General features: G+C 64.2%; 11 protein-coding genes, 1 tRNA gene and 3 rRNA genes. 9 read left to right on the top strand and 6 right to left on the bottom strand.

Translation table 11 applies throughout. From position 1 onward, the window contains the following. Positions 1-25 precede the first annotated feature (25 nt). Positions 26-961 (top strand): NAD(+) diphosphatase, encoded by a 936-nt coding sequence (nudC, locus tag AC3B5T_RS00075; RefSeq protein ID WP_055475537.1) that lies wholly within the window; start codon positions 26-28, stop codon positions 959-961. Between the two features lie 180 nt (positions 962-1,141). Here the strand turns inward: nudC and AC3B5T_RS00070 are convergent, their stop codons facing one another. Beyond that, positions 1,142-1,426 (bottom strand): mycoredoxin, encoded by a 285-nt coding sequence (locus AC3B5T_RS00070; protein ID WP_010843946.1) that lies wholly within the window; start codon positions 1,424-1,426, stop codon positions 1,142-1,144. A gap of 83 nt (positions 1,427-1,509) precedes the next feature. On the opposite strand from AC3B5T_RS00070, the gene AC3B5T_RS00065 reads away from it, so the two are divergent. Then, complete coding sequence (locus AC3B5T_RS00065; RefSeq protein WP_055475536.1) at positions 1,510-3,660, top strand: ATP-dependent DNA helicase UvrD2; 2,151 nt, start codon at positions 1,510-1,512, stop codon at positions 3,658-3,660. A 609-nt stretch (positions 3,661-4,269) separates the two neighbouring features. Then, positions 4,270-4,560, top strand: a complete 291-nt coding sequence (locus AC3B5T_RS00060) for a WhiB family transcriptional regulator (protein ID WP_044507075.1) — start codon at positions 4,270-4,272, stop codon at positions 4,558-4,560. Positions 4,561-4,663: 103 nt separating this feature from the next. On the opposite strand, the gene AC3B5T_RS00055 is transcribed toward AC3B5T_RS00060, so the two are convergent. The 3 genes from AC3B5T_RS00055 to AC3B5T_RS00045 form a co-directional block, all read right to left on the bottom strand. Continuing rightward, positions 4,664-5,980, bottom strand: a complete 1,317-nt coding sequence (locus AC3B5T_RS00055) for an ABC1 kinase family protein (RefSeq protein WP_014927713.1) — start codon at positions 5,978-5,980, stop codon at positions 4,664-4,666. Positions 5,981-5,995: 15 nt separating this feature from the next. Then, complete coding sequence (locus tag AC3B5T_RS00050; protein WP_231632678.1) at positions 5,996-6,943, bottom strand: hypothetical protein; 948 nt, start codon at positions 6,941-6,943, stop codon at positions 5,996-5,998. 86 nt (positions 6,944-7,029) lie between these two features. Next, on the bottom strand, positions 7,030-8,526 hold the full coding sequence (locus AC3B5T_RS00045) for a zinc-dependent metalloprotease (RefSeq protein ID WP_010843952.1): 1,497 nt from the start codon (positions 8,524-8,526) through the stop codon (positions 7,030-7,032). A gap of 124 nt (positions 8,527-8,650) precedes the next feature. Here AC3B5T_RS00045 and AC3B5T_RS00040 point away from each other — a divergent pair, with 124 nt between their 5' ends. Continuing rightward, positions 8,651-9,715 carry a YlbL family protein gene (locus AC3B5T_RS00040; protein ID WP_044507073.1) on the top strand — a complete coding sequence of 355 codons (1,065 nt, stop codon included), beginning with the start codon at positions 8,651-8,653 and terminating at the stop codon, positions 9,713-9,715. A 21-nt stretch (positions 9,716-9,736) separates the two neighbouring features. Here AC3B5T_RS00040 and AC3B5T_RS00035 read toward each other — a convergent pair whose 3' ends face one another. Then, positions 9,737-10,285: a PPA1309 family protein gene (locus AC3B5T_RS00035; RefSeq protein WP_055475532.1), complete on the bottom strand. Its 549-nt coding sequence runs from the start codon at positions 10,283-10,285 to the stop codon at positions 9,737-9,739. Between the two features lie 220 nt (positions 10,286-10,505). Here AC3B5T_RS00035 and AC3B5T_RS00030 point away from each other — a divergent pair, with 220 nt between their 5' ends. Then, positions 10,506-13,460: a UPF0182 family protein gene (locus tag AC3B5T_RS00030; protein WP_231632677.1), complete on the top strand. Its 2,955-nt coding sequence runs from the start codon at positions 10,506-10,508 to the stop codon at positions 13,458-13,460. 44 nt (positions 13,461-13,504) lie between these two features. Here the strand turns inward: AC3B5T_RS00030 and AC3B5T_RS00025 are convergent, their stop codons facing one another. Further along, positions 13,505-13,789 (bottom strand): hypothetical protein, encoded by a 285-nt coding sequence (locus AC3B5T_RS00025; RefSeq protein ID WP_055475530.1) that lies wholly within the window; start codon positions 13,787-13,789, stop codon positions 13,505-13,507. Positions 13,790-14,007: 218 nt separating this feature from the next. Here AC3B5T_RS00025 and AC3B5T_RS00020 point away from each other — a divergent pair. The 4 genes from AC3B5T_RS00020 to rrf all read left to right on the top strand — a co-directional run bounded on the left by AC3B5T_RS00020 (position 14,008) and on the right by rrf (position 20,286). Further along, a tRNA-Met gene (locus AC3B5T_RS00020) sits at positions 14,008-14,084 on the top strand. 863 nt (positions 14,085-14,947) lie between these two features. Then, a 16S ribosomal RNA gene (locus AC3B5T_RS00015) occupies positions 14,948-16,470 on the top strand. Positions 16,471-16,917: 447 nt separating this feature from the next. Beyond that, positions 16,918-20,053, top strand: a 23S ribosomal RNA gene (locus AC3B5T_RS00010). Between the two features lie 116 nt (positions 20,054-20,169). Next, positions 20,170-20,286 (top strand): 5S ribosomal RNA (gene rrf, locus AC3B5T_RS00005). Together the 16S, 23S and 5S rRNA genes form the textbook arrangement of a ribosomal RNA operon. The last annotated feature ends 4 nt before the right edge of the window (positions 20,287-20,290 follow it).

The raw sequence follows: 20,290 nt of genomic DNA, 5'->3' as shown, positions 1-20,290 counted from the left end.
GCATCCGAGAAAGGATTGTGCGACAGTGCATTTCGAGCTGCCCGAACCGCCCCTGCTGTCGCGAGCGGTGTTCGACCGCGCGGACGCGATCCGCGACGACGCGCCACGGATGGCCGCCGGCTGGCCGACGGCGAAGGTGCTGCTGATCGACGCGGCCGGTCGCTACCCGGTGACCGATGCCGGTGAGCTGCACTGGGTCGCCGCCACCACCGTCGCCCAGGCGCCGCCCGCGGACGCGGTCATCCTCGGGTTCGACGCAGCGGACGGCGACGGGGGAGCCGACCTGTGGACACGGCGGGTGGACCACATCGACGGACCGACCGATGACGCCCGACGCGGTGCGACGCGTCTGTCCGCCGACGAGGCGGGCCTGCTCGCCACCGCGCTGGGAATCCTGAACTGGCACGAGACCGCCCGTCATTCTCCGGTCGACGGTTCGGTCACCCAGCCCGCGCGAGGCGGCTGGGTCCGGCGCAGCGTCGACTCCGGACGGGACGAGTTCCCGCGGACCGACCCGGCGATCATCACCGTCGTCCACGACGGCGCCGATCGGATCCTGCTCGGCCGGCAGGCGGTGTGGCCGGCCGGCTGGTATTCGACGCTGGCCGGTTTCGTCGAGCCGGGGGAGTCGCTCGAACAGTGTGTGCTGCGGGAGGTGCACGAGGAGGTCGGGATCGTGGTGCGCGAACCGCGCTACCTGGGAAGCCAGCCGTGGCCGTTCCCGCGATCGCTCATGCTGGGTTTCGCGGCGATCGGCGACCCGGCCGACGAACTGGCATTCCTCGACGGCGAGATCGGCGACGCGCAGTGGTTCCACCGCGACGAGGTCCGGGAGGCACTGGCCCGCGGCGACGGCTGGTCGCGCGCCGAGGCGCCGGGTTCCGACGACGCCGACCGCTTGCGTCTTCCCGGGTCGATCTCCATCGCGCGGTCGATGATCGAGGCCTGGGCGGCCGGTTAGCGCGGCCGCGTGCCCTGTTCCTGAGAATGGGAGATGCGACCCCCATCGCCCCCTGAGGAGTGCTCCTGAGGATGAAAGATGCGACCCCCATCGCCCCCTGAGGAGCGTCCGGAGCTTGCGGAGGGCGCGTCACGAAGGGTGCCAAATCGGGGCGAAGGGCTGGGCGAGATGCCCAGCGCGTCAGACGCCCAGCTTGGCCTTGACGTCGGCGATGGAGGGGTTGGTGGCGGTGGTGCCGTCGGCGTAGAGGACGGTGGGCACCACGTGATTGCCGCCGTTGACACTGCCCACGAACTCCGCGGCGTCGGGGTTCAGCTCGATGTCGATCTCCTGCCAGCTGATGCCGCTGCTCTTCAGGCCGGTCTTGAGGCGGGCACAGAATCCGCACCACGACGTCGTGTACATGGTCAGTTCGCCGGTGTCGGAGGTGCGGGCGCCGGCCTCGTCGTCGATCACGTTGCTCATGGGTCTCATAACACCATGTCCGGGCCGGCTGTTCCCGGTTGCGTCGTTCTCCCCTGCGGGCGGCGTCGGTGGTTGGTGACATAGTGGACGCCGTGCCTCACCCGACTTCTGCTGCGAACCCCGAGTCCTCGCCTCGTGCCTCGTCGCCGGTGAGTCGAGGCGCGGTCGAGGGGCTCGACCCCGAACAGAGTGCCGCGGTCCTGGCGCCGCGCGGACCGGTGTGTGTGCTGGCCGGGGCGGGTACGGGCAAGACGCGGACCATCACCCGACGGATCGCCCACCTCATCGACACCGGGCAGGTGAATCCCGGTCAGGTGCTCGCGGTCACGTTCACCGCACGGGCAGCCGGGGAGATGCGGACCCGGTTGCGCGGTCTGGGTGTCGGCGGCGGTTCGGGGGGCAGCGTCGCGGCCCAGACCTTTCACGCCGCTGCGATGCGCCAGTTGCGGTATTTCTGGCCGCGGGCGTTCGGCGACGCACGATGGGAACTCCTCGACAACAAGTTCCCGCTCATCTCGCGCGCGGCCCGGCGCTCCGGTCTCGACACCGCCACCGACACCCTGCGCGACCTGTCGTCGGAGATCGAGTGGGCCAAGGCCTCGCTGATCTCACCGGAGAACTATGTCGAGGCCGTCGGCCGGCTCGGCCGCGAGTCCCCGGCGCCGCCGGCGAAGGTCGCTGCCGTGTACGGGCATTACGAGGACGCCAAGGTCTCACCCGACGGCGACCGGTTGCTCGACTTCGACGACATGCTCATCTACATGACGCAGATCCTCACCGCCGAACCGGGAGCGGCGGACGAGTTCCGTTCGCGGTACCGGTGTTTCGTCGTCGACGAGTACCAGGACGTGACCCCGGTGCAGCAGGGTCTGCTCGACGCCTGGCTCGGCGAGCGCGACGATCTGACGGTCGTCGGTGACGCCAACCAGACGATCTACACCTTCACCGGCGCGTCCCCCAACCATCTGCTGGACTTCAGCCGCCGGTTCCCCGAGGCGACGGTCGTCCGCCTGGAGCGGGACTACCGGTCCACTCCGCAGGTCGTCGACCTCGCGAACCGGGTCATCGGTGCGGCCCGAGGACGGATCGCGGGCACCCGCCTCCGCCTCGTCGGACAACGACCCGCCGGCCCGGCACCGCAGTTCGCCGAGTACGACGACGAGCCCGCCGCGGCAACGTCTGTCGCCATCGAGATCAAACACCTCATCCGTGCCGGGGTCGCGCCCGCGGAGATCGCGATTCTGTATCGCGTCAACGCGCAGTCGGAGAACTACGAGCAGGCGCTGACCGAGGCGGGCATCCCGTACCAGGTCCGCGGCGGCGAGGCGTTCTTCGCGCGCACCGAGGTCCGGCAGGCGATGCGGCAACTCGCCACTGTCGCCGGTCGCGAGGTCAGGCCCGACGTGGAGATCCTCGACGTCGTGCGAGCAGTCCTCGGCGAACTCGGGCTCACCGAGGAAGAACCGTCGGGCACACAGGCGCGGAGCCGCTGGGAGTCGTTGAAAGCGCTGGTCCAGCTGACCGAGGACATGGTGGCCGAGAATTCCGAGCTGACGCTGCCGCAGCTGTCGGCCGAGCTCGCGGCCCGCGCCGAGGCGCGTCACCCACCGACCGTGCAGGGCGTGACGCTGTCCTCGCTGCACGCGGCCAAAGGACTCGAATGGGATGCGGTGTTCCTCGTGGGACTCACCGACGGGTCGCTGCCCATCAGTCAGGCGATCAAGGGCTCGTGGGAGGAGGTCGAGGAGGAACGCCGGCTGTTCTACGTCGGCGTCACCCGCGCCCGCGAGCACCTGCACCTGTCGTGGGCGCTGGCCCGCAACGAGGGAGGCCGCGCCCGCCGGCGGTCACGGTTCCTCGCCGACCTCGTTCCCGACGACTCGCCCGCCTCGCCGATCGCGAAGGAGCGCACACCCCGCCGCGGACCGACGTGCCGGGTCTGCGGTTCACGGCTGATGGATTCGACCGCGACACTGCTCGGCCGGTGCGCCGGATGCCCGTCGGACCTCGACGAGGGGCTGTTGGTCTCGCTCAAGGAGTGGCGTCGCGAGCGGGCCCTGGAGAAGAAGGTTCCGGCGTTCGTCGTCTTCTCCGACAAGACGCTCACCGCGATCGCCGAGCAGCGTCCCACCGATACCGCTGCGCTGGTGGCGATCTCGGGGATCGGGGCCAAGAAGGTCGACGAGTACGGCGAGGACATCCTCGACCTCGTCAAAACTGCAGGTCAAAAATAGGTTGTGCGTGTTTCGGCCCAGCGTCTAGTCTGATTCCCGTCAGTACGGGGATCGGCCGAGTGTGTCCGTCACGCGGCCCCAGCAGAATCACCGACGACCGACGACAAAGCGACAAGCCACGAGACCAGAAGGGAGCGGATCAGTGAACGGAATCATCGTGCGCCAGGCCGGCATCTGCCAGTCTGCGGCGAAACTGAGCGCGGCGAACGCGTATGCGACCACATCGCATGCGGCGACGCCGAACCAGCCCGCCATCGCGCGTACCGGTCGCACCCGCTCCTGGATGCCGGTCGCCCGAGCGTGCACGAGCTTTGCACGCCCGGTCGCCCTCCCTCCGGCGGCTCTGCACCTGGCAGCCGAAGCGCGCGTAGCGCGAATCGCACCGCCCGCAGCAGCAGCACCCGCGCCGCGTCGGTTCCCCGTTCTGTTCCGAAGTTCCCGGAGTTAGATCTCCGAGACAATCCGGGCCACGGGCGAATCGCAGAGGCGACACCCGTGGCCCTCTTTTTTTCTGTCATCCGAATCTCCGCCCCGCTAGGGGTCTCGGACACAGAGCCACATCGAGGACTCGGGTTCAACACCCCAAACGAGCAGATGTGGAGAATCCCAATGACTGTCGAATGCGTACTCGAGTCCTGTATGTCGGCGGACCGCGCAGCGACCGCCCGGCTCGACCTGCCCTGCCAGGTCGCCGACGCAGATCTGTGGTTCGCCGAAGACCCCCGTGACCTCGAGCGTGCAAAGGCGATGTGCGCCGAGTGCCCGCTGCGGACCCAGTGCCTGCAGGCCGCGCTCGATCGGTCCGAACCCTGGGGGGTCTGGGGCGGCGAGATCTTCGAACGAGGCGCCGTCATCGCACGCAAGCGTCCCCGCGGCCGCCCGCGCAAGAACGTTGCGTGACAACGACAACGAAAGAAACGACACCGACGCCGTGAGCAGATGCTCGCGGCGCCGGTGTCGTTTCTGCGTGTCGTGTCGGCGTGTGGTGTCTGCCGGGGCGGGGTCAGTCGCCCAGGCCGGGAACCCACTCCTCCATGATGGCGCGGTAGGGAGCGTGCGCCTCGAGTTGCGAGGCGATGCCGACGCAACCGCCGAGCACGCGGAAGACCATCACGAAACGCTTGGGCACGTTGAGGTTTCGTGACGTCTTGTACACCTCGCCCCGGACGTCGGTGGCCTTGCCCGCGGCCCGTTGCATCCACTTCCGCGTGAAGTGGAACGACTCGGAGAAGAGCGGATCGACGTACGGACGCAGGTAGGCCTCGAGGTCGGCACTCGTCACCTTGTTCGCGTGGGACGGACGGATGAACTCGGCCGAGATCATGAGTTCTTTGAGCTCGTCGTACTTCTGGTCGCGTGCCAGCCGGAGGATCGGGCCGGTCTCGGGCGGGAGACCGTCCGGATAGTGACCCACCGCACCGAAGTCGAGGACACCGAAACGTCCGTCGGTGGCCAGGAAGAAATTGCCCGGATGCGGGTCGCCGTGCAGGAGCCCGACCCGATACGGGGAGCTGACCTCGAACTCGGCCATCTTCGCAGCGGCATCGTCGCGGGTCTTCTGGTCACCGGTGGTGATGACCTTCGACAGAGGAACGCCGTCCACCCACTCCGAGACGACGACCTTGGGTGCGCTCGCGACGACCTTGGGGACGAGGAAATCGGGATGACCGTCGTAGGCCTTGGCGAAGGCGCGCTGGTTGTCGGCTTCACCGAGATAGTCGAGTTCGGCCTCGGTCCGGTCGATGAGTTCGTCCATCATCGCCTTGACATCGGTGCCGGGGGACAGGCGCTGCAGGAGTCCGGACATGCGGGACAGGGTCTTCAGGTCGGCCTTCAGGGCGTGATCGGCGCCGGGATACTGCACCTTGACCGCGACCTCGCGGCCGTCGGACCAGACCCCCTTGTGGACCTGTCCGATGGACGCAGAGGCAGCCGGCACATCGGAGAAGTCCTGGAAACGCTCGCGCCAGCGGGTACCGAGCTGCTGGTCGAGCACCTTGTGGACCTTGTCCGCCGGCATGGGCGGTGCGTCGGCCTGCAATTTGGTGAGGGCTTCGCGGAAGGGCTCGCCGAATTCGTCGGGGATGGCGGCTTCCATGATCGAGAGCGCCTGCCCGACCTTCATGGCGCCGCCCTTGAGTTCGCCGAGGACGGCGAAAAGCTGTTCGGCGGATTTCTCCAGGAGCTCTTGGTTGACCTCGTCTCGGTCCCTGCCGACCATGCGCTTGCCGAAACCGGCAGCGGCCCGACCGGCCATACCGATCGGAAGAGAAGCCAGTTTCGCGTTTCGGCGACCCTGTCCTTTGGTGATGTCGGTCATAGCATCCTTTCCGCGTCACACATTAGACGACCTGGCTCGTGAATCCGGTACGGGACGACAATCGCAGTCCGGGTGCGGCGACCACCGCTTGATGTTGAGTCGAGTCGGGTCGTCGCGCACCTCCAGCACGCGATCCAGCAGCTGCGGGACCGGCGGCGGATTCGAACTCGGCCGCTCGTCGTGCACGGCGGCCACCAGCCGTTCGATCTGGGAGTGCGCGATGGCGGTGGTCATCGCCAGGATGGTCGGACTCGCCTGTCCCGACGTTCGGATCAGTTGCACGGCCAATGCCGGCCACTCCGGGTCCGCGTCGGACCGGTGCCGGTCGGCGCACATCAGGCAGCTGGACAGACCGGGCAACACCAGCGGCCCGACTATGCCCACCCCGTCTCGCACCCGGACCAGCAGGTGGGGGATCCGGGCGCGGGTCAGCGCGAAGACGACCCGCGGGTCGTGGACGACGAAGTCGGTCAGGATCACCAGGTCGGTGTCGATGGCGTCGAGCGAGCCGTCGGGGAGTCGGCGCATGGTCCGCCGGGCAGATCTGCCCGTGCCACCCAACGAACTCGTCAGTTGCTCGCTGATCGGTCCCTGACCGTGGATCAGGATGCGGAATTCCGGCGTGCGGCGATCGACATCGACGACCGCGCGGCCGGCCGCCACCAGACTGCTCAGGACGAGGTCGAGGTCGTCGTCGTGCAGGCCCGCGCGGCGGGCGCGGCGGGCGAAGGTGTCCGTCGTGCACGTGTCCTCCAGCGACCGCAGCAGCGCGGCAACGGAATGCGCCGACACCGCGGCGTCGAACTCGAGGAGCAGGCTGTCGGCCGGATCGATCCCGACCCGGACCGAGTTCCCGGGCTGAACGAGAATCGGCGTACCCGGTAGCAGCCGTGGCACCGCGGTCGAACGATCCGCGCGGGTGGGAGGCGAGATGGCGCTGGAACTCGTCCGGGCTGGCGACATGCGGCAACTCTGCCAGCCGGACGCCTTCAGTGACGTTCGGTGAGCAGGTTATCCACAACACGGCCGGATCCACCGAGGGTGTGGATCTACGATCCGCCTTGCGCCGAGTCGTCACCGGGGTCGCCTCCGGATTCGGGTGTCTGGGGACCGGGGCGCTTGCGCTCATCGCCGCGCGCCTTCTCGTCGGCGATGGTCTTCTCGAGTTGTGCGATCGGGTCGTCGAGTTCGTCGCCGGCCAAGAGACGATCGATGAAACCGGCGGGATTGTCGAGGTCGTCGGAATCGGGCAGCAGATCCGGGTGAGCCCACACGCCGTCCCTGGTCGCGACGTCGGTCGCCTCCAGCGTGCGACGCCACAGCTCCGACGCCTCGCGGACCTTGCGGGGTCGGAGCTCGAGACCGACGAGGGTCGCGAACGTCTGCTCGGCCGGCCCGCCCGAGGCGCGCCGGCGGCGCATGGTCTCGGTGAGTGCGCCGGTGCTCGGGATCCGATCGCCGAGTGCTCGCGTCACGACCTGCTCCACCCAGCCCTCGATGAGGGCGAGCAGGGTCTCGAGGCGGCCGAGCGCTGCCTTCTGCTCAGGGGTCGTGGTCGGCTCGAACGACGTCGACGAGTTGATGAGCTCCTCGAGTTTCGAAGGGTCGGAGAGCAATTGGGTCGGGTCGATCCCGGCGGTGGCGTCGGTGATCCCGCTGAAGTCGATACTGATTCCGCGGGCGTATTCCTCGACGGTGGTCAGCAGTCGCTGACGCAACCAGCCGACGTGGGTGAACAGGCGCACATGTGCGGCCTCACGCGCGGCGAGGAAGACGATGATCTCCTGCGCCGGCTGCTCGAGACCTTCGGCGAACTTCGCGATCGCCTCGGGAAGCAGGACGGCGATGCCCTCGGGCGCCAGCGGCAGGCCGACGTCGGTCGACGTCAGCACTTCCTTGGCGAGCTGTCCGAGGCCCTGGCCGAGCTGCGTGCCGAACGCCATGCCGCTCATCTGGGTGAGCATCCCGATCATCGGGCCGGCGAACTGCGCGGCCTCGGCGGGGAGGTTGTCCTGCCAGGTCCGGGCCAGCTGTTCGGCGACCGGATCGCACAGACCCTTCCACGTGTCCATGGACTCCTCGAGCCACTGGACCGGGGTCCACGCCACGGTCTGGGTGACCCCGCTGGGGAAGTTCGTCGCGTCGTCGAGCCAGACGTCGGCGAGGCGGACGGCGTCGGCCGACGCGGTGTTCTCCTTCTCGAGGATGGGGGTGAACGAACCGATCTGCTGCCGAGCCAGATTGGTCGCCACCGAGTAGTTCACCGGGCCGTCCCCGCCGCCGGCCATTCCCGCCCCCATGCCGCTGAACATGTTGCCCAGTTGCGAGAACATCTGGCCGATCATGTTGGGGTCGAAGTTCGACGGGTCGAAGTCGCCGCCCGGCCCGCCCCCGAACCCCTGGCCGCCCCCGAATCCGAACGGATTGGACCCGCCGAACGGGTTGCCGCCGGGATTGTCGCCCGGCTTGTTCTTGTCACCGCTGTTCTTGGCGCGGTCGTCGTCGCCGTCATCGGACGACGAGAAGCCGAAGGGCAGATCACTCATGGGTTCCACCGTACCGCCCGGTGAGGCGCGCAAACGGCGACGACTGTTCGCCCTGCGCGTAGTCGGCTCATGCTGCCTCGGCGCGGCAGGCTCGTCGTCGCCGCGGGGCACTATCGTGTGCGGAATGAGTTCGAGCCCCCGCTTCCGGAGAATCGCCGCGGCCGCGGTCTCCACCGTGGTCCTGCTGGCGTTGCTGGTGGTGGGCACACAGGTGCAGGTGCCCTACGCCGCACTCGGACCCGGACCGACGCTGAACACGCTCGGCACGACGAAGGTGGAGGACGACGGCGCGGTCGTCGAGCGCAAGGTCGTGCAGATCGACGGGGCGGCAACCGATCCGACGACCGGGCACCTGAATCTCACCACCGTCTCAGTCCGGGATGGGCTCTCGCTCTTCGACGCGCTGGGCATGTGGTTGTCGGGCACCTACTCCCTCACTCCCCGTGATCAGGTCTATCCGCCCGACCGCACCACCGAACAGGTGCAGCAGGAGAACGCCCAGCAGATGACGGGTTCGGAGGAGAACGCGACGGTCGCCGCGCTCCGCTACCTGGACCGGCCGACGGCGCTGCGCGTCGCGAGCGTCGGACCCGACGGGCCCGCGGTCGGGGTGCTGCGCGCCGGTGACGAGGTCGTGGCGGCCGGGGGTGTGCCGGTGGAGACCGGCGAACAGCTCCGGAAGGTCGTCGGTGACAACCCGCCCGGAACCGTGCTCCCGCTCGAGATCATCCGTGCCGGCGCCCGGCAGACCGTGTCGGTCACGCTCGGCAAGCATCCCGCGAACCCCGACGACGGGTATCTCGGTGTCGTCCCGGAGGTCGTCAACGCCGATCCCCGGCTCGAGGTCACCTACACGGTGGGGGACATCGGCGGGCCGTCGGCCGGGATGATGCTGGCACTCGCGGTCATCGACCAGCTGAGTCCCGGCGAATTGACCTCCGGCAAGTTCATCGCCGGCACCGGCACCATCACCGACGAGGGTGCGGTCGGACCGATCGGCGGCATCACGCACAAGACCCGCGCCGCGCGCGACGCCGGCGCGACGGTGTTCCTCGTCCCGGCCCGCAACTGTGCCGAAGCGGTCTCCGAGCGACCGGACGGACTCGAGCTGGTCAAGGTCGACACCCTCGACGGCGCGGTCGACGCGCTGGGTGCGATCGGCGCGGGACGTCCCGCGCCGACCTGCTGACGCGGCACCGGCACCCGCGGGTCAGCTCCGCCCGGGTGTCTCCGGCTCATCGGGGGCGAAGGTGTCGTGCAGTGCTTCCCGCAGTTCGAGGGCCAGCTGCGGATGGGTGAGCAGCTCGGGTTTCTCGTCGGGGATCGGACGTAGCCGCATCAGGGCCAGGTCGGTGCCGTTGCGCAGTACCCCGACGACCAGGCGGGCGACCTCCTCGTCCGGGTGCTGCTCGCCGGTCTCGGTGACGACGTAGCGCGGCGTGAGGTCATCGTCGTCCTCGGGCTCGACGATGATGATCTCGATGGCCACCGCGGCGCCGGCGACCGCCGGGGGCCAGATCGCCGACGCCAGGAACTCGTCGAGGTCGGCGACATCCTCCTCCTCCACGGGCGTGAAGACCGGGCCGTCCGCGGAGATGACGTCGGGAAGACGTTCGGCGAGCAGGGCGGTGGGTGCCAGCGCGAACACCGACGGCGGCTGTCCCCAGCCGCGCGTGTCGACGTGTTCCATGATCTCGCTCAGGGCACTGCCGAGGTCGTCGGTGGAAAAGGCACGAGGGGTGTTCGAGTCGCCGGGCACGTGCTCATCTTGCCTCGCAGTGCCGCACGACGACGACCCCGCCGTGCCGCGAGGGAACCACCGACGTGTCGCGATCGTTGAGCGGGCGCCCCGAGTGAGTTGGTCACCCGGGTGGTGCCAGTACAGTGGGCACCACGCCCAGCAGGCAATCGTGTGCGGGTGGTGTCCGGGTTGAGAGCTTTGGAGAGTGGGTCTGGTGGGCGTCCGAGGGCCGGCGGGAATGCCGACACTGTCACGCAGGAGCAAGATCATCATCGGGCTCGGCGTGGCCGTCCTGGTGCTGCTGCTCGTCGGGCCACGCCTGGTCGGTCTCGCGACCGACTGGCTCTGGTTCTCCAACGTCGGGTATTCCGGCGTCTTCACCAAGGTGATCTGGACCCGTGTGATCCTCTTCGCGGTCACCACGATCGTCGTCGGGGCCATCATCTTCGGCGCGGTGTCCCTGGCGTACCGCAGCCGTCCGGTGTTCGTCCCGACCGCGGGACCGAACGATCCGCTCGCGCGCTACCGCACCGCCATCATGAGCAAGGTCCGCTGGTTCGCGATCGTCCCGGCGGTGATCATCGGCGCGCTGGCCGGCCTGGTCGCGCAAGGATCCTGGGCGACGGTGCAGATGTTCCTGCACGGGCAGTCGTTCGGGCGGACCGATCCCCAGTTCAACCTCGACATCGGGTTCTACGCCTTCGACCTGCCGTTCTACCGGTTCGTGTTGAACCTGTTGTTCGTCGTGGTCGTGGTCGCCTTCCTGGCGAACCTGGTCACCCACTACCTCTTCGGCGGAATCCGTCTGGGCCAGGGCGGCGGTACGGTCACCACCGCGGCACGAATCCAGCTGGCAGTTCTGGCCGGCACCTTCCTGCTGTTGAAGGCGGCCGCCTACTGGCTCGACAGATACTCCTTGTTGTCGAGTCAACGAAAAGCCGAGATCTTCCCCGGCGCGAGCTACACCGACATCAATGCGGTGCTGCCGTCGAAACTCATCCTGATGGCGATCGCGGTCATCTGTGCGGTCGCGTTCTTCGCCGGGATCGTGCTCCGCGACCTCCGGGTGCCGGCACTCGCCACCGTCCTGATGCTGTTCTCCGCGTTGCTCATCGGGGTCGGCTGGCCGCTCACGATGGAGCAGTTCTCGGTCAAGCCGAACGCGGCGCAGAAAGAAGCCGAATACATAGACCGCGCGATCACGTCGACGCGCGAGGCGTACGGGATCGGGCCGGACAAGGTCGTCACCCAGAACGACTGGACTTCCCGACCGGCCACACCGGCACTCGTGAACAGCGACGTGCCGACACTGTCGAACGTCCGCGTCCTGGACCCGAACGTCGTGTCGCCGACATTCATCCAGCAGCAGCAGCGGCAGAACTTCTACGGGTTCCCGACCCAACTTGCGGTCGACCGCTATCGCATCGACGGCGAGCTGCGCGACTTCGTGGTCGCGGTGCGCGAGCTGGACCCCAGTCGCTACCTCGAGAACCAGCAGAACTGGCTGAACAAGCACCTCGTCTACACCCACGGGGACGGGTTCGTTGCAGCGCCCGCCAACCGGGTGAACGAGTCGCGCGACGTCAACGACATCGACGGCGGCGGCGACCCGTTCTACTACGTCAGCGACACCTCGAACTACCAGTCCGAGGAGTACAAGCGCGACGCCCCGATCAAGGTGGCGCAGCCCCGCATCTACTTCGGTGAGCTGCTCGCGAAGATCGACCCTGACTACGCGATCGTCGGTTCCGACGACGGACAGGCGCGTGAGCACGACATCGGTGACGACAAGTACACCTATCAGGGGCCGGCCGGGGTGTCCCTGGGCAACTGGTTCAACCGGGTGCTCTACATGGCCAAATACGCGGAGCGCAACTTCCTGCTGTCGGGGGAGATCAACTCGGCGTCGAAGATCATCTACAACCGCGACCCCCGCGACCGCGTCGAACAGGTCGCGCCGTGGTTGACGGTGGATTCGAAGACGTACCCCGCGGTCATGGAGGACGGCTCGATCAAGTGGATCGTCGACGGTTACACCACTCTCGACAACTACCCGTATTCGCAGCCGACCTCGCTGCAGAGTGCGACCGCCGACGCCCAGGACCTCAATCCCGGGCAGACCGGCCGCACCCAGGTCAACAAGACCGTGTCCTACGTGCGCAACTCGGTGAAGGCGACCGTCGACGCCTACACCGGTGAGGTGGAGCTGTACCAGTTCGACACCGAGGACCCGGTGCTGAAGACGTGGATGGAGGTCTTCCCGGGAACGGTGAAGTCTCGCGCCGACTTCGACGCGCAGACGTCGCTGCGGGAGCACGTCCGCTACCCCGAGGACATCTTCAAGATCCAGCGGTCGCTGCTGACCCGCTACCACGTCGATTCGCCGCAGACGTTCTTCCAGGCGAGCGACTTCTGGTCGGTGCCCTCGGATCCGACCGATCCCGATGCCGATCAGCGCGGACTCGATCAGCCGCCGTACTACTTCGTGGCGTCCGACCCGGAGAGCGGACAGCCGACGTTCCAGTTGACCTCGGTTCTCACCCGACTCAACCGGCCGATCCTCGGTGCATACGTGACGGTGTCGTCGAACCCCGAGAACTACGGGCAGATGACGGTCAAGCAGCTGCCCGGGAACGCGCAACGGTCGGGTCCGAAACAGGCCTTCAACCCGATGAAGACGGACCGCAAGGTCGCCGATTCGCTGAAGCCCCTTGAGAACAATGCGACAGTGACGTTCGGCAACCTGCTCACTCTTCCGGTCGGAGACAACGGGATTCTGCACGTCGTCCCGGTCTATGCACAGGCGCAGGGCCAGGAAGCTTTCCCCCGCCTGTTCCGGGTGATCACCCGGTACGAACCAGCTGAACGAGTGGCAAGTATCGGTTACGCGCCGACTACTGCGGCCGCACTGCGGCAGGTCGGCATCACACCCGCTTTGGGAGTGATCCCCGACGACCAGGAGCCGACCGAGCCGGACCAGGCCGGGTCGCCCGACACAGGCACCCCGACTCCGAATGAGCCACCGCAGCAGGGTGATTCGCCGGAGCGCGATGCTGCCGCGAAGGCCATCGGAGATGCCATCACGGCCTTGCGCCAAGCTCAGCAGGGTGGGGATTTCGCCGCATACGGTCAGGCGCTCGACCAGTTGAGCCAGGCTGTTGCCCGGTACGAGTCACTGGCCGCGCCCAACTAGTCGAGGTTCGCCCTGTCACCGAGCGCTACGTGTGCGAGGTATCGCTAGCCGCGATATTTCCGCAGGTAGCGCTCGGTTTCGTTGGGGGTGTTGTCGGGGAGTACCGGACTGTGGTGGTGTCGATGACCCAGCGAGAAGAAGATCGACACCGCGGTGGCGAACGCGGCGACCATCAGCAGGCCGCAGACGATCGCGGTACCCACGTTGCCGACGGCCATGTGGACCAGCCAGAGTGCGGCCATGGCGAACCCGCCCAGTGCCAGGACGAAACCGACGAAGCTCATCGGATGATTGCCGTGGCTCTCGTGGTGGAAACGGTGAGTGTTCATGGTTCCTCCTCGGCGGTGGCCTCTCGTGTGCCGAGTGTACGCCCGATGTGATCGGCATCACATTCAAGGACCCACGCCGGCGGCCTCCGGCGACCTCGCGCCGACCTGCGGCTACGTGCCGGAAGTGACCGCCGTCACGGGCGTTTGCCCAGGTCGCGACAGGTTGGGGTATCGATTTGCATCGCTGACGAACCGCTGTGTAACGTTGTGTTCACCAACGCGGGGTGGAGCAGCTCGGTAGCTCGCTGGGCTCATAACCCAGAGGTCGCAGGTTCAAATCCTGTCCCCGCTACCAACGCCAAGAACCCCGCCCGGGACTCCCGGGCGGGGGTTCTTGCTATCTGCCGACACCTCGGTGGGCGAAGTCCTCTCGGCGACGACGATCCCTCGAGGGAGGCCGGCGCACTCACACCGGTCGACTCGCCGACCGGACTCGAGGTGCTTCGAGTCGAGGTCGGGTGATCCGATCTGCTGATCCCGGTCGACGGCGAGAAGGCCGCCGCCGATCACGTGCCCAGCCGCCCCGGGGTGCCGATCGACCGGTTTGGCGGGGACAGCCGCACGAAGTCTGCACGGGTATGCCGGTGACACGAGCTCCAGACCGCCTGTGACCAGGCGATTTGACGTCGAGTGGAGTGGTGCGTAACTTATGTCGAGTCAGCGCGCCACGGCGCCGCCTCGGAGGGCCTGGAAGGGTCTGGTTCGGGGAGTGGAGACCGGGTTTGTGGCTGACCGCCCCTGATTGTTTTGGTTGAGGCTTTGTGTCTTGCCGGGTGGTTGGGGTTGCCAGGTCCCTGAGGTTCGGAACTGTTACTGGGTTGCGGGCTGGGGTTGGGGTCTGGTAGGTTGGAAGAGTTGCCTCGGAGACGGGGTGGCTTGGTAGGTTGACATGCAAGTCTGCTGGTGAGAGTCCCTTTGTTGGGGTGGGTAGCTGGTGGGTGTGTGTTCTTTGAGAACTCGATAGTGTGATGATGAATTGTCTGATGCCATTTTTTGGCATCGTGCATCTTTTGTGGATGTAGATGTTTGTTTTGTGTGGCGCTCGGGCCCCGTCTGGGTGTCACATTTTGCTAGGTTTATTTTGGTCAGGTTTCGCTTTCCTGATTTTTGTTGAAACGCTGGCCCTTCTTGTGGGGGTTGGTTTTGTTTCGCTGTTTTTTCATGGAGAGTTTGATCCTGGCTCAGGACGAACGCTGGCGGCGTGCTTAACACATGCAAGTCGAACGGAAAGGCCCAGCTTGCTGGGTACTCGAGTGGCGAACGGGTGAGTAACACGTGGGTGATCTGCCCTGCACTCTGGGATAAGCCTGGGAAACTGGGTCTAATACCGGATATGACCAACTGTCGCATGGTGGTTGGTGGAAAGCTTTTGCGGTGTGGGATGGGCCCGCGGCCTATCAGCTTGTTGGTGGGGTAATGGCCTACCAAGGCGACGACGGGTAGCCGACCTGAGAGGGTGATCGGCCACACTGGGACTGAGACACGGCCCAGACTCCTACGGGAGGCAGCAGTGGGGAATATTGCACAATGGGCGCAAGCCTGATGCAGCGACGCCGCGTGAGGGATGACGGCCTTCGGGTTGTAAACCTCTTTCACCAGGGACGAAGCGTGAGTGACGGTACCTGGAGAAGAAGCACCGGCCAACTACGTGCCAGCAGCCGCGGTAATACGTAGGGTGCGAGCGTTGTCCGGAATTACTGGGCGTAAAGAGCTCGTAGGCGGTTTGTCGCGTCGTCTGTGAAATTCTGCAACTCAATTGTAGGCGTGCAGGCGATACGGGCAGACTTGAGTACTACAGGGGAGACTGGAATTCCTGGTGTAGCGGTGAAATGCGCAGATATCAGGAGGAACACCGGTGGCGAAGGCGGGTCTCTGGGTAGTAACTGACGCTGAGGAGCGAAAGCGTGGGTAGCGAACAGGATTAGATACCCTGGTAGTCCACGCCGTAAACGGTGGGTACTAGGTGTGGGTTCCTTTTCACGGGATCCGTGCCGTAGCTAACGCATTAAGTACCCCGCCTGGGGAGTACGGCCGCAAGGCTAAAACTCAAAGGAATTGACGGGGGCCCGCACAAGCGGCGGAGCATGTGGATTAATTCGATGCAACGCGAAGAACCTTACCTGGGTTTGACATACACCAGACGCGGCTAGAGATAGTCGTTCCCTTGTGGTTGGTGTACAGGTGGTGCATGGCTGTCGTCAGCTCGTGTCGTGAGATGTTGGGTTAAGTCCCGCAACGAGCGCAACCCTTGTCCTGTATTGCCAGCGGGTTATGCCGGGGACTTGCAGGAGACTGCCGGGGTCAACTCGGAGGAAGGTGGGGATGACGTCAAGTCATCATGCCCCTTATGTCCAGGGCTTCACACATGCTACAATGGCTGGTACAGAGGGCTGCGATACCGTGAGGTGGAGCGAATCCCTTAAAGCCAGTCTCAGTTCGGATTGGGGTCTGCAACTCGACCCCATGAAGTCGGAGTCGCTAGTAATCGCAGATCAGCAACGCTGCGGTGAATACGTTCCCGGGCCTTGTACACACCGCCCGTCACGTCATGAAAGTCGGTAACACCCGAAGCCGGTGGCCTAACCCCTTGTGGGAGGGAGCTGTCGAAGGTGGGATCGGCGATTGGGACGAAGTCGTAACAAGGTAGCCGTACCGGAAGGTGCGGCTGGATCACCTCCTTTCTAAGGAGCACACAACAACACATGTTTCGGCAGGCGTTTGTTCTGCGGCGTGTGTGTGTTCAAGGGTGAAACATCAGACACATCCATGCTCGGCGCTTTCTGGTGTCGGTGCGGGGTGACTGCCAGTGCTCGTGAGGGCCGGCGGGTTCATCGTCACGCTATCGGGGTTCTGAGGGAACACACCAGTGTTGTCTCTGACCTAGCTCATGATGCGGGTTCGGGTGGTGATCGTGACTGTGATGGTTGCGGGAGCACGGATTCGTGGGTGGGTGTGTGTTGTTTGAGAAGTGCATAGTGGATGCGAGCATCTTTATTTCAAACCAACTTTTGTTGGTCTGTGATTTAGCAGAAAATGATTTGTTTGTTGTGGTGATGTCTACATTCGGTCCTCGCGGCGTGGCCCCCTTTGTTGTGGGGTTGTGTGGTGGGGGTTGTTTGTAGGTGTTGTTGTAAGTGTGTAAGGGCGTTCGGTGGATGCCTTGGTACCAGGAGCCGATGAAGGACGTGGTAGGCCGCGATAGTCCTCGGGGAGTTGTCAAACGAGCTGTGATCCGAGGGTGTCCGAATGGGGAAACCCAGCACGAGTGATGTCGTGTTACCACCAGCTGAATGTATAGGCTGTGTGGGGGGAACGTGGGGAAGTGAAACATCTCAGTACCCATAGGAAGAGAAAACAATTGTGATTCCGTGAGTAGTGGCGAGCGAAAGCGGATGAGGCTAAACCATGCGCATGTGATACCGGGTAGGGGTTGTGTGTGTGGGGTTGTGGGGTTCGTCTTCTTCCATCTGCCTGTGGAAGCGTGAGTCAGAAAATCGTGTGTTAGGTGAAGTGGCCTGGAATGGTCTGCCGTAGTCGGTGAGAGTCCGGTAGCTGAAAACACATGGTCTTGCGTGACGGTGTCCCCAAGTAGCAGCGGGCTCGTGGAATCTGCTGTGAATCTGCCGGGACCACCCGGTAAGCCTGAATACTTCCTGGTGACCGATAGCGGACTAGTACCGTGAGGGAAAGGTGAAAAGTACCCCGGGAGGGGAGTGAAATAGTACCTGAAACCGGACGCTTACAATCCGTCAAAGCCTGTGCACCCTTGTGGTGGTGGGTGATGGCGTGCCTTTTGAAGAATGAGCCTGCGAGTTAGTGCTCGGTGGCGAGGTTAACCCGTGTGGGGTAGCCGTAGCGAAAGCGAGTCTGAATAGGGCGTTTGAGTCGCCGGGTCTAGACCCGAAGCGGAGTGATCTACCCATGGCCAGGGTGAAGCGTCGGTAAGACGTCGTGGAGGCCCGAACCCACTTCAGTTGAAAATGGAGGGGATGAGTTGTGGGTAGGGGTGAAAGGCCAATCAAACTCCGTGATAGCTGGTTCTCCCCGAAATGCATTTAGGTGCAGCGTCACATGTTTCTTACTGGAGGTAGAGCTACTGGATGGCCGATGGGCCCCACAGGGTTACTGACGTCAGCCAAACTCCGAATGCCGGTAAGTGAGAGTGTGGCAGTGAGACTGCGGGCGATAAGGTTCGTAGTCGAGAGGGAAACAGCCCAGATCGCCGGCTAAGGCCCCTAAGCGTGTACTAAGTGGAAAAGGATGTGGGGTCGCGAAGACAACCAGGAGGTTGGCTTAGAAGCAGCCACCCTTGAAAGAGTGCGTAATAGCTCACTGGTCAAGTGATCCTGCGCCGACAATGTAGCGGGGCTCAAGTACACCGCCGAAGCCGCGGCACTCACATTTTGCCCGTCGGAGCCTTACGGGGTTCCGGCCAGGTGTGTGGGTGGGTAGGGGAGCGTCCTGCATCCGTGGAAGCTACAGAGTGATCTAGTGGTGGAGGGTGTGGGAGTGAGAATGCAGGCATGAGTAGCGAAAGCAGAGTGAGAAACTCTGCCGCCGAATGACCAAGGGTTCCTGGGCCAGGCTAATCCGCCCAGGGTGAGTCGGGACCTAAGGCGAGGCCGACAGGCGTAGTCGATGGACAACGGGTTGATATTCCCGTACCCGTGTATCCGCGCCCATGCTGAATCAGTTGTACTAACCATCCTGATCCTCACGAGAGTGCCTTCGGGTGCCGAGTTGGGGTGATGCATGGGACCTTGGCTGGTAGTAGGCAAGCGATGGGGTGACGCAGGAAGGTAGTGGGGCCAGTCAGTGGTTGTACTGGTGTAAGCCTGTAGGGCGAGCGATAGGCAAATCCGTCGTTCATGAAGCCTGAGAGGTGATGCGTAGCCGTTGCGGTGAATTCCATGATCCTATGCTGCCGAGAAAAGCCTCTAGTGAGTTGGTACACGGCCCGTACCCCAAACCAACACAGGTGGTCAGGTAGAGAATACTAAGGCGATCGAGAGAACTGTGGTTAAGGAACTCGGCAAAATGCCCCCGTAACTTCGGGAGAAGGGGGACCCATCCTGGTGACGGTATTTACTGCCTGAGCTGGTGTGGGTCGCAGAGACCAGAGAGAAGCGACTGTTTACTAAAAACACAGGTCCGTGCGAAGTCGTAAGACGATGTATACGGACTGACGCCTGCCCGGTGCTGGAAGGTTAAGAGGACCGGTTAGTCACTTTGGTGGCGAAGCTGAGAATTTAAGCCCCAGTAAACGGCGGTGGTAACTATAACCATCCTAAGGTAGCGAAATTCCTTGTCGGGTAAGTTCCGACCTGCACGAATGGCGTAACGACTTCTCTGCTGTCTCAACCACAGACTCGGCGAAATTGCAGTACGAGTAAAGATGCTCGTTACGCGCGGCAGGACGAAAAGACCCCGGGACCTTCACTATAGCTTGGTATTGGTGTTCGGTTCGGTTTGTGTAGGATAGGTGGGAGACTGTGAAGTGGGCACGCCAGTGTTCATGGAGTCGTTGTTGAAATACCACTCTGATCGTATTGGACTTCTAACCTCGGACCCTGATCGGGTTCAGGGACAGTGCCTGGTGGGTAGTTTAACTGGGGCGGTTGCCTCCTAAAAGGTAACGGAGGCGCCCAAAGGTTCCCTCAGCCTGGTTGGCAATCAGGTGTTGAGTGTAAGTGCACAAGGGAGCTTGACTGTGAGACGTACATGTCGAGCAGGGACGAAAGTCGGGACTAGTGATCCGGCACCGGCAAGTGGAAGCGGTGTCGCTCAACGGATAAAAGGTACCCCGGGGATAACAGGCTGATCTTCCCCAAGAGTCCATATCGACGGGATGGTTTGGCACCTCGATGTCGGCTCGTCGCATCCTGGGGCTGGAGTAGGTCCCAAGGGTTGGGCTGTTCGCCCATTAAAGCGGCACGCGAGCTGGGTTTAGAACGTCGTGAGACAGTTCGGTCTCTATCCGCCGCGCGCGTAAGAAACTTGAGGAAACCTGTCCCTAGTACGAGAGGACCGGGACGGACGAACCTCTGGTGTGCCAGTTGTCCCGCCAGGGGCACTGCTGGTTAGCTACGTTCGGAAGGGATAACCGCTGAAAGCATCTAAGCGGGAAGCCTGTTCCAAGATGAGGTTTCTCACCCCCTTTTGCGGGGTTAAGGCCCCCTACAGACCATGGGGTTGATAGGCCAGAACTGTACGCACAGCAATGTGTTCAGGTGACTGGTACTAATCGGCCGAGGACTTACCAACAACACCCACAACATCACCAGATCATTCATTGGTTTCTGGTTGTGTTCGCATCCACTATGTACTTCTGAAACAACACACGAATAAATAATCAATCGTGTGTGGTTGTTTCACAAAGTTACGGCGGCTATAGCGGAGGGGAAACGCCCGGCCCCATTCCGAACCCGGAAGCTAAGCCCTCCAGCGCCGATGGTACTGCACCTTAATCAGTGTGGGAGAGTAGGACACCGCCGAACACAA

The organism is Gordonia sp. G4 (genome assembly GCF_057770005.1).
Note: the sequence above shows the minus strand (reverse complement) of the source record. Positions and strands in the feature narration are given on the sequence as shown.

Coding starts and splice junctions, on each gene's coding strand:
- AC3B5T_RS00070 (WP_010843946.1), bottom strand. CDS start 1,426: ATGAGCAACGTGATCGACGACGAGGCCGGCGCCCGCACCTCCGACACC.
- AC3B5T_RS00060 (WP_044507075.1), top strand. CDS start 4,270: ATGACTGTCGAATGCGTACTCGAGTCCTGTATGTCGGCGGACCGCGCA.
- AC3B5T_RS00055 (WP_014927713.1), bottom strand. CDS start 5,980: ATGACCGACATCACCAAAGGACAGGGTCGCCGAAACGCGAAACTGGCT.
- AC3B5T_RS00050 (WP_231632678.1), bottom strand. CDS start 6,943: ATGTCGCCAGCCCGGACGAGTTCCAGCGCCATCTCGCCTCCCACCCGC.
- AC3B5T_RS00045 (WP_010843952.1), bottom strand. CDS start 8,526: ATGAGTGATCTGCCCTTCGGCTTCTCGTCGTCCGATGACGGCGACGAC.
- AC3B5T_RS00040 (WP_044507073.1), top strand. CDS start 8,651: ATGAGTTCGAGCCCCCGCTTCCGGAGAATCGCCGCGGCCGCGGTCTCC.
- AC3B5T_RS00030 (WP_231632677.1), top strand. CDS start 10,506: ATGCCGACACTGTCACGCAGGAGCAAGATCATCATCGGGCTCGGCGTG.
- AC3B5T_RS00025 (WP_055475530.1), bottom strand. CDS start 13,789: ATGAACACTCACCGTTTCCACCACGAGAGCCACGGCAATCATCCGATG.